This window comes from Paraburkholderia sp. GAS333 (assembly GCF_050435665.1).
In the GTDB taxonomy this organism is placed as follows: Bacteria; Pseudomonadota; Gammaproteobacteria; order Burkholderiales; family Burkholderiaceae; genus Paraburkholderia; species Paraburkholderia fungorum_A.
Genome location: NZ_JBNDKS010000005.1, coordinates 502955 through 518562, shown reverse-complemented (window position 1 = coordinate 518562; position 15608 = coordinate 502955). Strand labels below are relative to the sequence as shown.

6 protein-coding genes are annotated in these 15608 nt (G+C 65.6%); 5 read left to right on the top strand and 1 reads right to left on the bottom strand.

The window, feature by feature from the left end:
* Positions 1–110: 110 nt before the first annotated feature.
* From ABH945_RS27065 to ABH945_RS27045, 5 genes are read left to right on the top strand one after another with little or no spacing between them, the layout of a single operon-like run.
* Positions 111–7988, top strand: coding sequence for a DUF4347 domain-containing protein (locus ABH945_RS27065; protein WP_429252571.1), 7878 nt, complete (start codon positions 111–113; stop codon positions 7986–7988).
* Entirely contained in the window at positions 7985–9658 is a 1674-nt protein-coding gene (locus tag ABH945_RS27060; RefSeq protein WP_429252570.1) for a TolC family protein, read from the top strand. Before ABH945_RS27065 ends, ABH945_RS27060 begins: the two co-directional genes overlap by 4 nt.
* On the top strand, positions 9655–10506 hold the full coding sequence (locus tag ABH945_RS27055; RefSeq protein ID WP_429252569.1) for an efflux RND transporter periplasmic adaptor subunit: 852 nt from the start codon (positions 9655–9657) through the stop codon (positions 10504–10506). The genes ABH945_RS27060 and ABH945_RS27055 overlap by 4 nt, the downstream gene beginning before the upstream one ends.
* 5 nt (positions 10507–10511) lie before the next feature.
* Complete coding sequence (locus tag ABH945_RS27050) at positions 10512–11936, top strand: efflux RND transporter periplasmic adaptor subunit (protein ID WP_429252568.1); 1425 nt, start codon at positions 10512–10514, stop codon at positions 11934–11936.
* 16 nt (positions 11937–11952) lie between these two features.
* The gene (locus ABH945_RS27045; protein ID WP_429252567.1) at positions 11953–14067 is read left to right on the top strand and encodes an HlyD family efflux transporter periplasmic adaptor subunit; all 2115 of its coding nucleotides are present in this window, start codon (positions 11953–11955) and stop codon (positions 14065–14067) included.
* Between the two features lie 48 nt (positions 14068–14115).
* Here the strand turns inward: ABH945_RS27045 and ABH945_RS27040 are convergent, their stop codons facing one another.
* The gene (locus tag ABH945_RS27040) at positions 14116–15582 is read right to left on the bottom strand and encodes an amidohydrolase family protein (RefSeq protein ID WP_429252566.1); all 1467 of its coding nucleotides are present in this window, start codon (positions 15580–15582) and stop codon (positions 14116–14118) included.
* Positions 15583–15608 lie beyond the last annotated feature (26 nt).

Genomic DNA, 15608 nt, shown 5'->3' with positions numbered 1-15608 from the left:
CGGCCGCCGCATCGCCCCCCAACCGGCGACGATCTGGCGGCCGCAGTAGAAACCGGTTAGGACAACCGGTCAACAGTAGGGCGCAACGGCGGCCCGGTGGAGCGTGTGTCATGAAGATCATCCAGCAGCTTTTCAAACGTTTTGATGACGCGCGTAACGCGTGCAATGCGGGCGACACTCGCGTCGGCATGCGTGGCAAATCCTCCGGTGTCACAGTGAAACCGGCGCCGTTGCTGATGGCGCTCGAACCGCGCGTGGTCTACGACGCGTCGGTTGCTGTGGTGGCTTCGCATCACCATGGCGCCGAGGCGCAAACGCATGCGGGCGCCGCCGCATCGACCGATGCGACCGTGCACGCCGCGCCGAAGACGATCGCCGAACATGACGTGCAGCATGCCAAACCAGGCGGCGACGGCGCGGCCCGCAACAGCAAGCCGTCGACTTCGTCCGACGCTGCAGGCACGCAGTCGACCACCCAGACCGGCACCGACGTCGCCGTGCAGAAAACGGTTCAGACCGACGCCGCCGCCGCTGCGGTGACCGATCCGAGCGCCGCAGCCGCCGCGCATGCCGTCGTGTTCATCGACCCGAGTGTCACCGACTACCAGGCGCTGATCGCGGGCTTACCGGCCGGCACCCAGTATGTCGTGCTGAATGCCGACACGGACGGCTTCGCGCAGATCGCGCAGTATCTGCAAACGCATCAGGGCATTCAGTCGATTCATCTGATTTCTCACGGCTCCGACGGCGAGATTCAAGCCGGTGCCGCGTGGCTCAATAGCAGCAACATTGCGGAATATAGCGGCGACCTCGCGGCCATCGGCGCGGCCATGGCGCCCGGCGGCGACTTCCTGATTTATGGCTGCGACGTCGCCGAACAGGCCGACGGTCAGGCGCTCGTGCAGCAGGTCGCCGCGCTCACTCATCTGAACGTCGCGGCGTCGACCGATCTGACCGGCTCGACAGCGGTGGGCGGCGACTGGACGCTCGAGTACCAGGTCGGCGACGTGCATACGTCGGTGCTGCTGTCGGCGGCGAGCGAGCAGGCTTACGACCACGTGCTGGGCACCACGATCGAGAACTACACCGGTGTGAACGCGGTGGGCTTCTCCACGGGTGACGTCAACGGGGGCGTCTCGTCGTTTACGCTCGATGGCCTGATCTACACGTTCAAGGATGCGAGCGGCAACCCGATCAACATCAACACGTTTGTCACGACGGATGATTACCTGCGGCTGCTCACGGATGAAGGCGGCGCCGGCAACGCGTTGCAGATCAACCAGGACGGGATACTCGGGCTAGCCTCGGTCACCATCACCCGCGTGGGTAATACGCCGTTCAATTTCCAGAGCATCGATCTGGACATCGAATCCGATACCGGCGCGCAAGGTATCGTCACGATCGTCGCGGACAACAATACGGCTAACGCCGTGACGCTCGAGACGGACAATATCATGACGGCGGTCACGATGACGCTGTCGGCCACGAATGCGTCGTTCGCGGACGCCCACAGCATCACGATTTCCGGCGGAGATCTGCTCGCCGACTTCGGTCACCTGGTCTATGCCGACGTGGGTCCGTCGCTGACGACGACCTCCACCAACGCCACCTTCACCGCTGGCGACAACACGGCTTCGACGCCGGTCGCGGTGGATGCGGGTATTACGCTGACGGACTCGACCTCCGCCACGGCGCAGTCCGCCACGATTACGATCAGCAACTTCAAAACCGGCGACGAACTCCTGTACACGGCCATGAACGGCATCTCAGGGGCGTACAGCAACGGCGTGCTGACGCTGACCGGCTCTGCGACGATCGCGCAATGGCAGAGCGCGCTCGAATCGGTCACTTTCACCAATACCCAGATCACGCCGGATGCCACCATCCGCACGATCAACTTCTCGATCACCGACGTCGCGGGCGTGACCAGCACCGCCACGCGCAACGTCACGGTAGTCGATACCGATCAGACGCCGATCGTCAGCACCACTGGCGGCTCGACCAGCTATGTGGCGGGCGCAGCCTCCGTCACGATCGACAGCGGCTTGAGCATCTCCGACAGCGACTCGACCCATCAGGCCATCGCCACGGTGACGATCGGCAACGCCAGCACCAGCGACATACTGAATTTCACCGCCAACGCGACTCTGTACGGCAACATCAGCGGGGCATACCTCAGCAGTACCCATACGCTGACGCTGACCGGCTCGGCCACCGACGCGCAATGGCAGGCGGCGCTCGACTCAATCGGGTTCTCGTCCAGCGTCAGCAGCCCTGGCGGTGCGCGCACCATCAGTTTTTCGATCAACGACGGCACCAAAACCAGCGCAATTGCGACCAAAACCGTCGCCGTGATCGGAGTGCCGGTCGTGACCACGGACACTGGTTCGGCTGCGTTTGTCGCGGGCAACAATGTTGCGTCGACGCCGGTCGCGATCGATAGCGGACTGACCGTAGCGGACGGCAGCAGCACGACGCTGGCGTCGGCGACGGTGCAGATCACCGGCAACTTTCATGCAGGCGAGGACCTGCTGCTGTTCGTCAACAACCCGGCGACGATGGCCGACATCACCGGCTCGTATAACAGCGGCACTGGTGTGCTGACATTGACCTCGGTGTCGCACGCGACGCTCGCGCAATGGCAGGCCGCGCTGCGCTCGATTACCTTCGACGACACAGCGGTCACGCCGAACAGCGCGACCCGTACGATCTCGTTCACCGTCAACGACGGCAGCAACAGCAGCCCGATCGCGACCCGCACGGTGAGCGTGACGGATACCGATCAGACGCCGATCCTGACCACCTCGGGCGGATCGAGCGCTTTCGCGGCAGGTGACAACGCTTTGTCGACGCCGGTGGCGGTGGATTCCGGCATCACCGTCTCGGACCTGGACAACACGACGCTGGCTTCGGCGACGGTATCGATCACCGGCAACTTCCATGCGGGTGAAGACTTGCTGTCGTTCATGAACGTCAGCGCCTCGACATTCGGCAACATTACCGCGTCGTACAACGCGGCGACGGGCATGCTGACGCTGAGTTCGGCTGGCGCGACGGCGACGCTCGCGCAATGGCAGGCGGCGTTGAGCGCGGTCACTTATACGGACACGGCCGTGACGCCGAGCAGCGCGACACGCACGGTGAGCTTCTCGGTCAACGACGGCACGGCAACGAGCGCGACCGTGACGCGTACAGTCACCATTGCGGATACGGATCAGACGCCGGTGCTGAGCACGTCGGGCGGCTCGGCCTCGTTCGTCGCGGGCGACAATGCGCCGGCGACGCCGGTGGCGATCGACTCCGGCGTCACGTTGTCGGATCTGGACAACACGACGCTCGCGTCGGCGACGGTGTCGATCACCGGCAATTTCCATGCGGGCGAAGACGTGTTGATGTTCGTCAACAATGGAGTGACAGAGGGCAACATCACCGGCAGCTATAACGCCACCACGGGGGTATTGACGCTGACTTCGGCTGGCGCGACGGCGACGCTCGCGCAATGGCAGGCGGCGCTGCAGGCGGTCACTTACACGGACACGGCCGTGACGCCGAACAGCGCGACACGCACGGTGAGCTTCACCGTCAACGACGGCACAAAAACGAGCGCGACCGTGACTCGCACGGTCACCGTCGCGGATACGGATCAGACGCCGGTGCTGAGCACGTCGGGTGGCTCGACCTCGTTCGTCGCTGGCGACAACACCACCTCGACGCCGGTGGCGGTCGATTCCGGCATCACGGTGTCGGATCTGGATAACACGACGCTCGCATCGGCGACGGTGTCGATCACCGGCAATTTCCATGCGGGCGAAGACGTGTTGATGTTCGTCAACAATGGAGTGACAGAGGGCAACATCACCGGCAGCTATAACGCCGTGACGGGGGTGTTGACGCTGAGTTCGGCTGGCGCGACGGCGACGCTCGCGCAATGGCAGGCGGCATTGCGTGCGGTGACTTACACGGACACGGCCATCACGCCGAACAGCGCAACGCGCACCGTCAGCTTCTCGGTCGACGACGGCATCAAGGATAGCGCCGCCGGCACGAAAACCGTCACGGTAACCGCCACCGACCAGACGCCGATCGTCAGCGCATCGACCAGCGGCGCGAACTATATTTCGGGAGCATCGGCGCAGAACATCGACAGCGGTCTCACGCTGAGCGATGCCGACAATACGACCCTGACCACGGCGACCATCCAGTTCACGTCCGGCTTCCATAACGGCGATCTGCTGGCCTTGAACTACGTCGCGGCGACGATGGGCTCGGGTCTCTCGGTTTCGTTCAACGGCGCGACGGGCACGCTGATTGTCAGCGGTGGGCCGAGGACGCTGGCGCAGATGCAGGCGATTCTCGACGGCGTGCAGTTCTCGACCTCGGCCGGCGCGGCCCTCGGCACGCGCACGCTGTCGGTCACGGTGTCGGACGGCACCAGCACCAGCGCAGCGGTTTCGTACGACATCGACGTGGTCAGTTCGGCGCCAATCGTCTCCGTGTCGGGCAGCAGCGCGGCGTTCGTCGCCGGGGACAACACGGTGTCCACGCCCGTCGCGGTGGATAGCGGCCTCACCGTCAGCGATCCTTTGACTGCGATGCTCGCGTCGGCGACAGTGTCGATCACCGGCAACTTTCATGCGGGCGAAGACGTGCTGATGTTCGTCAACGACGGATTGACAGACGGCAACATCACCAGCAGCTATGACGCGGCGACGGGGGTATTGACGCTGACTTCGTCGGGTGGGACGGCGACGCTCGCGCAGTGGCAGGCGGCGCTGCGTTCGGTGACCTACACGGACACGGCCATCACGCCCGACACCGCGACCCGCACGATAAGCTTCACTGTCGACGACGGTACGCAATCGAGCGCGACGGTGACGAGTACCGTCACCATCGCGGACACGGATCAGACGCCGATACTGACCACATCGGGCGGCGACACGTCGTTCGTCGCGGGCGACAACAGCGCGTCCACGCCGGTTGCGATCGATACGGGCATCACCGTGTCGGATCTCGACAACACGACAATGGCTTCGGCGACGGTGGCGATCAGCGGCGGCTTCCACGCGGGCGAGGATGTGCTGTCGTTCACGAACTACAACGCAGCGAATTTCGGCAACATCGTCGCGTCGTATGACGCAGCGACCGGCGTGATGACGCTCACGTCGGCGGGCGCCACGGCAACGCTTGCGCAATGGCAAAACGCATTGGGTTCGGTGACGTACACCGACACGGCCGTCACACCTGATACCACGCAACGCACGATCAGCTTCACTATCAACGATGGCGTCAAATCCAGCGCAGTCAGCACCCAGGCGCTCGATGTGACCGCCACCGATCAGACTCCGATCGTCTCGACCACGACCGGCGACGCGAGCTTCGCATCGGGCGACAACACAGCCAGTACGCCGGTTGCGATCGACACGGGCATCACGGTATCCGACCTCGACAACACGACCTTGGCTTCGGCGACGGTGGCGATCACGGGCGGCTTCCACGCGGGCGAGGATGTTCTGTCGTTCACTAACGGCAACGCGGCCAGCTTCGGCAACATCACCTCGTCGTACGACGCGACAACCGGTGTGATGACGCTGACCTCAGCGGGCGACACGGCCACGCTTGCGCAATGGCAAGCCGCCTTGCGCTCGGTCACTTACACCGACACAGCCGTCACGCCCGACACCGCGCAGCGCACGATCAGCTTCACGGTCAACGACGGCGTCAAGTCGAGCGCGGTCAGCACGAAAGCGCTCGATGTGACGGCCACCGATCAGACGCCGATCCTCACGACCACGACCGGCGATGCGAGTTTCGTTTCGGGCGACAACACCGCCAGCACGCCGGTGGCGATCGACACGGGCATCACCGTGTCGGACCTCGACAACACGACGCTGGCTTCGGCGACGGTGGCGATCACGAGCGGCTTCCACGCGGGCGAAGATCAACTCGCGTTCACCAACAACAACGCGACCAGCTTCGGCAACATCACCTCGTCGTACGACGCGACAACCGGCGTCATGACGCTGACCTCCGCAGGCGACACAGCAACAATCGCACAATGGCAAGCCGCACTGCGCTCGGTCACCTACACCGACACAGCGGTCGTCCCCGACACGACGCAACGCACGATCAGCTTCACGGTCGACGACGGCGTCAAATCGAGCGCGGTCAGCACGAAAGCGCTCGACGTGACGGCGACCGATCAAACGCCGCTCGTCACCACCACAACCGGCGACGCGAGTTTCGCGTCGGGCGACAACACCGCCAGCACGCCGGTTGAGATCGACACGGGTATCACCGTATCCGACCTCGACAACACGACGCTGGCTTCAGCGACGGTGGCGATCACGAGCGGCTTCCACGCGGGCGAAGATCAACTCGCGTTCACGAACAACAACGCAACGAGTTTCGGCAACATCACCTCGTCGTACGACGCGACAACCGGCGTCATGACGCTGACCTCCGCAGGCGACACAGCAACGCTCGCGCAATGGCAGGCCGCCTTGCGCTCGGTCACCTACACCGACACGGCGGTCACACCCGATACCACGCAACGCACGATCAGCTTCACGGTCAACGACGGCGTCAAATCGAGCGCGGTCAGCACGAAAGCGATCGACCTCAGCGCGACCACGCAAACGCCGACGATCGTCGGCGGCACCGGCGGCACGCCGACCTTCGTGGCGAGCGGCGCGGGCGCAACGCCGGTCGCGATCGACGGCGGCATCTCGATCAGCGATGCCGATGCGAGCGCGCATCCGTCGTCGGCGCTCGTGTCGGTGAGCGGCAATTTCCAGCCGGGCCACGACGTGCTCGCGTTCACCAGCAGCGCGGCGACCGGCAACATCAGCGGCAGCTACGACGCCGCCACGGGCGTGCTGACGCTGACCTCGGCGGGCAACACGGCGACCCTCGCGCAATGGCAGGCCGCGCTCGCAGCAGTGACCTACGCGGACACCGCCGCCGAAGTCACCAGCAGCACCCGGACGATCAGCTTCGCGATCGCCGTCGACGGCAAAGAGAGCGGTGTGGTCACGCGTACGGTGAACGTCGCCGCCGCGCCGACCACCGTGTCGGCCACCGGGGCTCCGCCGAATCCGGCCACGCCGACCACGTTGCCGCCGCGTTCGCCGTTTATCGGCAACGGCAGCGACAACGGCAGCGGCAGCGGCAGCGCCACGCCGGTAAACGCGCCGTCGCCGTTCGCGAATGCGCCCGATTCGATCGTCGCGTTCCCGATGAATCTCGGCGACTCGATCTCGAATCCGCTGATCGTGCTCGACATCTTCGCCGACACGCCGGACATCGGCTCGATCCCGGCGATCCACACGTCGACCTTCACCGCCGACAACTTCGGCGACCTCGGCGCGAGCAATGGCGCAGGTGGCGCCGCACATCGCTATGGCTCGCTGTCGCAAACCTCGGTGGAGAATCTGCAGGCTGTTTCTGCGCCGCAGGCCGCGCCGCTCGCGCTCGATCTGCCGAACCTCGCGCTGCACCTCGACATCGCGCCGAACCAGCCGTTCTCGGTGTCGCTGCCGGTCATGCTCGGCGGAGCTGAAGGCTTGCCGGTCGGCACGGACGCGCATGTCGAACTGCGTCTCGCGGACGGCCGGCCGCTGCCTGGCTGGCTGCACTACGACCCGGTGCGCGGCACGTTGAGCGGCAAGGTCCCGGCTAATCAGGGCGCGCTGGCCATCGCGATCATCGCGAGCGATGCGGCGGGTCATCAGACGCGCCGTGAAGTCGCCATCAATTTCGGCACGACTCGCGATTCCACGTCGCACGGTGCGGTTCATGGCGCCACGCGCGCGCCGGTGAAGGCCACGCCCGCCACCCACGCGCCGCATGCCGCCGTCACGCCCGCGAAGCCTTCGCTTGCCGAGCAGTTCGCCCGCGCGCACGCGTCGCTGCATGTCACGCGTCCCCCGGTTGCTCACGCTGCCACGCTGCCTTCCGCTGCAGAGACGGCTGGCCGGGGCGTCGCATGAACTCACGATTTTTTCCCGCTCCCATAACCTTGAAGAAGAGAGCCTCCGAAGTGAACATCTCGATCGCTGCGGTGCGTACACCGCGTCCTGCGCTGCTGGCCCTGTCGCTTGCCGTGATCTGGTTGTCGGGCTGCGCCGTCAAGCCGGTCCCTTTCACCGACGCCGAACGCACGCAGACGGCGCAAACCGATCGCACATCGATGTTCGCGCAGCAGCAGGCGGTGTCGGGTCCGATCACGCTCGACGAAGCGATGGCGCGCGCGATTCGCTACAACCTCGACCACCGGCTGAAGATGATGGAAGAGGCGCTGGCGCAGAAGCAACTCGATCTGTCGAATTTCGACCTGCTGCCGAAGCTCACCGCGCAAGCCGGTTATACGACGCGCAATCATCCGCTCGCGTCGTCGTCGACCAACGTGTTCACCAACGAGCAATCGCTCGCGCCGTCGTATTCGACGGACAAGAACGAGCGCACCGCCGATCTCTCGTTCTCGTGGAATCTGCTCGACTTCGGCGTCAGCTACTACGAGGCGAAAGAGCAGGCGGACCATGTGCTGGTGCTCGAACAGCGCCGCCGCAAGGTCGTGCAACTGATGATGCAGCAGGTGCGCGAAGCGTACTGGCAAGCCACCGGCGCGCAGCGTCTGCATGACCGGATCGGGCCGTTGCTCGACCAGGCGCGCCAGGCGCTGAACGATTCGCGTCAGGCGCAAAAGGAGAACCTGCGCGCGCCGATGGAGACGTTGAACTATCAGCACGCGCTGCTCGATCTGATGCGCCAGCTCGAAGAAATCCGCGATCAGCTCGACGAAGCCAAACCGCGTCTCGCGGCGCTGATGAACCTGGAGCCGGGCAAGGATTACACGCTCGCGCCGCCTCAGGACTTCGCCGCGCCGAGCTTCGACATGCCGATGGAGAAGATGGAAGAAACCGCGTTGGAGCGCCGCCCGGAACTGGTCGAAGCGAGCTACAACGAGCGGATCAGCGTCAACGAGACGCATAAGGCAATGGCGAAGATGCTGCCGGGGATCGAGTTCAGCCTCGGCACGCATTACGACAGCAACAGCTTCCTGGTCTACAACGCGTGGCGGGCGGCCGGTATCAGCGTGAGCTGGAACCTGCTGAATCTGCTGAACGTGAAGAACATTCGCGGCATGGCGAGCGCGCAGCTCGAAGTGGCGAAGACGCAGCGGCTCGCGCTGAGCATGGCGGTGCTGACGCAGGTTCACGTCGCGCGGACGGAACTGGGCGCGAAGCAGCGCCAGTTCGATCTGCTCAAGCAGATGAACGACGTGGATCAGCAGATTCTCGAACATACGCACAACGCGACGCAGGCAAACGCGCAGGGCAAGCTCGATGAAATCCGCGCGGCAACCGGCGCGATGATGTCCGAGTTGCGCCTGTATCAGAGCTACGGCGAGCTGGAAAACGCGTACGGCCAGTTGCTCGCCACGCTCGGTCTGGACCCGGTGCCCGACACGGTGCAGGGACACGACCTCGCGTCGCTGCAAAAGTCGATCGACGAAGAACAGCAGCGCTGGGACGCGTTGGGCCGTCCCAACAGCACGCCTGCCGCTGCCGACGCGGCCGGTGCGGTCGCAGTCACTGCCGCAACGGCCACCACTGCCACGGCCACCACGAACTCAGCAACCGGAGTGAAGACGCAATGAAGTTGTCGCAGTTCGCAGATCAGGTCGTCAGGCAGTTGGCAGGCGTAGTTGGAATGGCAGCGATGTTGTTCTCCATGCAGACGGCGCTCGCCGTGCCGCCTGCTGCTCCTCCCACCGCACCGGCTGCCTCCCCCGCGCCGGGCATGATGCCGGTCGCAGCCGCCACGCAGCCGGATCTTTCCGGCGACGCAGGCCGTATCCGCATTCAACTGGTGTCGCGCGATCAGGTCGATCTGTCGAGCGAAATCGCCGCGAAAATCGCCACGCTGCCGTTCCGCGACGGCGATTCGTTTCGCGCGGGTCAAACGCTGGTGTCGCTCGATTGCTCGCTGTACGCGGCGCAGTTGCACAAGTCGCAAGCCGAAGCGGGCGCGGCCAGCGATCTGCTGCAGGTCGACCAGCGCCTCGCGCAACTGCATTCGGTCGGCGAACTCGAAGTGCAGCAGGCGGCCGCGAAACTCAAGGCAAGCAACGCCGAAGTCGCCTACATGCAGGCGACCGTACACAAATGCGTGATCGCCGCGCCGTTCGACGGCCGCGTGTCGAAGCGCTCGGCCGCGCCGCAGCAATTTGCGGAAGCGGGCAAGCCGCTGCTGACGATCGTCGACACGAGCCATCTCGAACTGAAGATGATCGTGCCGTCGAAGTGGCTAGTCTGGCTGAAGCCCGGTCACGCGCTGAGCGTGCAGGTGGATGAAGTGGGCAGGACCTATCCGGCGAAAGTGGCGCGCATCGGCGCGCGTGTCGATCCGGTCACGCAGACCGTCGACGTGACCGCGGCCCTCACCGGCAGCGTGCCGGAACTGCTGCCCGGCATGAGCGGCTGGGCCACTTTCGCGACGCGGTAAGCGCCATGACGCCCACTTCCGATATCCCGGCCGCCGAAGAAGCCGCCGCGCAAAGCAACGTGCGCATCGACGCACAACAACTCGCGTTGCTGTGGCAGCTCGCGTCGCGTGCCCGCAGCGCGGCTAGCGAGGCGATCCTCGGCTTTACGGTGGTCAACGAGACGCTCTCGCTGATTCCGTACCGGCAGGCGGCCTGGTGGCGCGGCACCGCGCCCGGCACGGTGGCGGCAGTCTCCGGGCTGCCGCAAAGCGATCCGAACGCGCCTTACGTGCAGTGGCTCGGCGGACTGTGCCGCGCGTTGTCGCGCGGCACCGCAGCGGGCATCGACGTGCCGCCGGTCTCGCAGCCGCATGCGTTCACGGCGGCGGATCTGCGCGAGGACGCGCCGCACATCGCCGACGAGTGGGACGCATGGTGGCCCGCGCACGGTTTGTGGTTGCCGCTGACCGATCGCCACGGCCATCCGCTCGGCGGCCTCGTGTTCGCGCGCGATGCCGCGTGGACGCCCACCGACTACGCGTTGCTCGCGGAACTCGCGCAGGTCTGGGCGCATGCGTTCGAGGCGTTCGGTCCGCGCCCGTCGTGGCTCGAACGGGCGCGGGCGGTGCTGCGCCCCGGCAAGCTGCAGCGCCGCCTGCTGATCGGGCTGGCCGTGCTGTGCGTGATTCCCATGCGCCTGACTGTGCTCGCGCCCGCCGAAGTCACGCCGAAAGATCCGTTCGTGGTGCGCGCGCCGCTCGATGGCGTGATCGACCGTTTGTACGTGCAGCCGAATCAGCCGGTCAAAAGCGGCACGCCGCTGCTCGGTCTGGACGCGACCACGCTGCAATCGCGCTACGCGGTCGCGCGAAAAGACTTCGATACGGCGCAGGAAGAGTATCGGCAGACGGCGCAGCTGGCCGTCACCGACGACCACACCCGCCTCGACATGGCCGAGCGCAAAGGCAAGCTCGATCAGAGCGCCGTGCAGCTCGACTACACCGCCGCGCAACTCGCGCGCGTGAGCGTCAGCGCGACGCGCGCGGGCGTCGCCGTATTCGCCGATCCGAACGAGTTGACCGGCAAGTCGGTCGCGGTCGGCGAACGGATGCTGCTGCTGGCCGACCCCGCACATGTCGAACTGACCGCGTATGTGCCGGTCGCCGATAACGTCGATGTGAAGCCCGGCCAGATCATCACGCTGTATCCGAAAAGCTCGCCGCTCGCGACTTACGACGCGCGGATCGATTCGGTCGCCTATCGCGCCGAGCCGACGCCCGACGGCGTGCTCGCCTATCGCGTGCGGGCCACTTTCAGCGATGCGCAGGCGAATGCGCGGCCGCCGCTCGGCGCGATGGGCACCGCGCGGATTCACGGCAACTGGGTGCCGCTGTGCTACTACGTGCTGCGCCGTCCATTGACGCTCGCGCGGCAGTGGCTGGGCTGGTAATCCACGGACGTATTTCATGGCCCGACTTCCCCAACTCCGTCAGGAACTGACGCTGACCGCCGGCGCGCCGTCCACCGAAGGCGCGCCGACGTGGATGCTGCACGACCCCGCCGCGAACCGTTTCTTCCAGCTCGGCTGGCCCGCGTTCGAACTGCTGTCGCGCTGGGCGCTCGACGACGCCGCGGCGATCGTCGCGAGCGTGAATCGAGACACCACGCTGACCGTCTCGCTCGACGATATCGAAGCGCTGCTGCGCATGCTGCGTCAGCAGAATCTGCTGGTCTCGCAAAGCGCGGCCGACACCGCGCATCTGAACGCGCATGCCGAGGCCGGGCGTCTGGGTCAGGCGATGTGGCTCCTCAAGCACTATCTGATGATCCGCATTCCGCTGTGGCATCCGATGGCTTTTCTGCGGCGCGCGGCGCGCTTTGCGTCGTTCGCATACCGGCCCGCGTTCTGGGCGGTGGTCGCCAGTTGCGCGGTGGCGGGCCTGTTTCTCGTGTCGCGCCGCTGGGACGAATTTCTGCACACGTTCCACGGCTACGCGGACTGGCAGGGCGTTGTCGCGGTGGGCATCGCGCTCGGTTGCGCGAAGGTACTGCACGAATTCGGGCATGCGTTCACTGCGCAGCGCTACGGTTGCCGCGTACCGACCATGGGCGTTGCGTTTCTCGTGATGCTGCCGGTGCTCTACACCGACACCACCGAAGCGTGGAAAGTCCCCGGCCGCGCGCAGCGTTTGCGGATCGGCGCGGCGGGCATGCTGAGCGAGATCGCGCTGGCCGCGTTCGCGACGCTCGCGTGGAGCCTGCTGCCCGACGGTCCGCTGAAGGCCGGCGCGTTCCTGCTCGCGACCACCAGTTGGGTCGGCACCCTCGCGATCAACGCCAGTCCGTTCATGCGCTTCGACGGCTACTTTCTGCTGTCCGATTGGCTCGACATGCCGAACCTGCACGACCGCGCGTTCGCACTCGGACGATGGTGGCTGCGCGAATGGCTGTTCGGCTTCGGCGATCCTCAACCCGAACCGTTCGCGCCGACGCGGCGGCGCTTTCTGATCGGCTTTTCGTTTGCGACGTGGCTGTACCGGCTGGTGGTGTTTTTCTCGATCGCGCTGGTCGTGTATCACGCATTTTTCAAGGTATTGGGGATCGCGTTGTTCTTCGTCGAATTCGGCTGGTTTATCGCGCGGCCGGTGGTGCGCGAGGCATCGGAATGCTGGAAGCGCCGGGTCGAACTGCATTGGCGCAAACAGACCCGGCGCACCGCCTGGCTCGCCGCGCTGCTGATCGGCATCGTCGTGCTGCCGTGGCATGCGGGCGTTCGCGCGCCTGCGGTGCTGGGACCGCAGCAGGCGCAGGGGCTGTACGCGGTATCGGCGGGATACCTCGCGTCGGCGCCTGCGCCTGCTCGCGACGGCCAGCAGGTTCATGCGGGCGACGTGCTCGCCGTGATGGTGTCGCCCGATCTGGCGTCCCGGCTAAAAGGCGCGCAGGCCGACGAGGCGATGTTGCGCTGGCAGGTCGAACAGCAATCGTTCGACGACCGGCTGAAGGAGCAGGGCGTGGCGTTGACGAAGCGCTGGGACGCGGCCCGTCAGACCGTCGCCGGTTTGCAGGCCGAAATCGCGCAACTGACGATCCGCGCGCCGTTCGCGGGCACGTTGCAGGTTCCCGGCGACGCGCTCGCGCCAGGCACCTGGCTGCCGCGCGGCGAGCATCTGTTCGACGTAGTGGGGCCGGTGGGCGTGAAGGGCGATGCATACGTCGACGAAAACGAGGTGACGCGCATCGCGACCGGCGATCGCGCGGTGTTTATCGCGTCGCTCACCGAACTGCGGCCGATCACCTGCAAGGTGCAGGCGGTCGACAAGGTCAACGTGAGCACGCTCGACGAACCGTCGGTGGCAAGCGTGTATGGCGGACCCATTCCCGCCGAGCAGGACCCGCGGACGCATCAGATCGTGCCGTTGCAGGCGACGTGGCAGGTGCGGATCGGCGACTGCGAAAACGGCCGCACGCTGGACCGCGAACTCGAAGGAACGGTCACGTTGGGCGCAGGCAGGGAAAGTTACGCGGGACGCGCGATTCGCGCGCTGATCGCAGTCGTGCAGCGGGAGGCGGGTTTCTAGAACCCGGCGTCGGGCGGGGCAGTGCCTCGCCGCCGGGTCTGTTTCCAGCTATACCTGTAGCGTGTTTTTATAAACCTTGCCGTCTTTCATGATGACGCGCAGGTTCTGATCCGGGTTCGCAATCAGTTCGAGATTTTCAAGCGGATTGCCGTTGACCAGCAACACATCCGCGTAAGCGCCTTCTTCGAGCACCCCCAGTTTTCGCGGATACGGATTACGCAAACCGGACAGCGCGAGCAATTGCGCATTCGCGCTGGTGGCCATCCGCAACGCTTCGCCGGTGCTGTACCAGCGCGTGAGATGGTTCAGCATGACGCCCTGGCGCGTGGCCAGCGCGGCGGAGAAAATCAGGTCCGTGCCGAACGCCGTCTTGATGCCGTGCTTGCGGGCGAGCCGGTACATGTTGTCGGTGCCGGCGAACACCTGCTCCATTCTGGCGCGGCCCGGTCCGGTGATCGGCGCGACGTCTTCTTCGCTGACAAACGGCTGGGTGCTCAGCCACGTGCCGTTTTTCGCCATCATCTCGGCGGTTTTGTCGTCCATCAGATGAGCGTGCTCGATGCACTGCACGCCCGCCGCCAGCGAACGCTGAATCGCCTCGGGCGTGTACGCGTGCACGAGCACGTAGGTGCCCCAGTCGCGGGCGGTCTCGACCCCGGCGCGCAACTGCTGTTCGGTGAACGTCAGCATGTCCAGCGGACTGCGCGGCGTGGAGACGCCGCCGCTTCCCACCATCTTGATCTGCGATGCGCGCTGCACGAACTGCTCGCGCACGCGCATCCGTACCTCGTCTTCCGAATCGGCGATAGCGGTCGCGCCTTCCCTTTCCGTGACGCTGATCTGGCCGCCCGAGCGGGGGAATTCCGACAGCGCGCGAAAGTCGCCGTGACCGCCGGTGGTGGTGATCATCGCGCCGGACGGATAGATGCGCGGCCCCGAAATCAGGCCGGCGTCGATCGCCTGTTGCAGCGCGAAAACCGGGCCGCCCGCGTCGCGCACGGTGGTGAAGCCGCGCAGCAGCGTGCGTTCGGCCTCGGCGCTCGCCGCGAGGTGAACAAAGGCCATGTCGGCCTGGAGAATCGTGGCGATGGGCAGCGCGGCGAGCAGCGAATGCCAGTGCATGTCGATCAGGCCGGGCATCATCACCATGCCGCGGCAGTCGATCACCGTGCTGTTGTCGGTCGACGGCGGTTGCCCCTGCCTCAGTTGGCCGATGCTGTCGCCGTCGATCACCATGTACAGACCGTCGCGCAAGGCGGCGGATTTGCCGTCGAACAGCCGGAAGTTGGTGAAGATCACCGGTTTGGCCGGCGCGGCCGGCGGCGGGACGCTTTGAGCTTCGCTGAGACCGGGTATCACGAGACTCAGCATCGACGCCGCCATCCCGGCGACGAAACCCCGCCGCGACAGATCGGCGCTGATGCGGCGGTTCGCGTACTGAGCCTTCGCCTTGTCACAAAAACAGGAGTACGACGGACCGATCGTTCTGTTGCCACTGGACTTTCTTGAAGGCATAGATCACCCGCGAGCTTAGATCACCG

Bases quoted from the DNA above. Each gene is read 5' to 3' on its own strand.
- ABH945_RS27060 (WP_429252570.1), top strand. From the start codon at position 7,985: ATGAACTCACGATTTTTTCCCGCTCCCATAACCTTGAAGAAGAGAGCC.
- ABH945_RS27055 (WP_429252569.1), top strand. From the start codon at position 9,655: ATGAAGTTGTCGCAGTTCGCAGATCAGGTCGTCAGGCAGTTGGCAGGC.
- ABH945_RS27065 (WP_429252571.1), top strand. From the start codon at position 111: ATGAAGATCATCCAGCAGCTTTTCAAACGTTTTGATGACGCGCGTAAC.
- ABH945_RS27040 (WP_429252566.1), bottom strand. From the start codon at position 15,582: ATGCCTTCAAGAAAGTCCAGTGGCAACAGAACGATCGGTCCGTCGTAC.
- ABH945_RS27050 (WP_429252568.1), top strand. From the start codon at position 10,512: ATGACGCCCACTTCCGATATCCCGGCCGCCGAAGAAGCCGCCGCGCAA.
- ABH945_RS27045 (WP_429252567.1), top strand. From the start codon at position 11,953: ATGGCCCGACTTCCCCAACTCCGTCAGGAACTGACGCTGACCGCCGGC.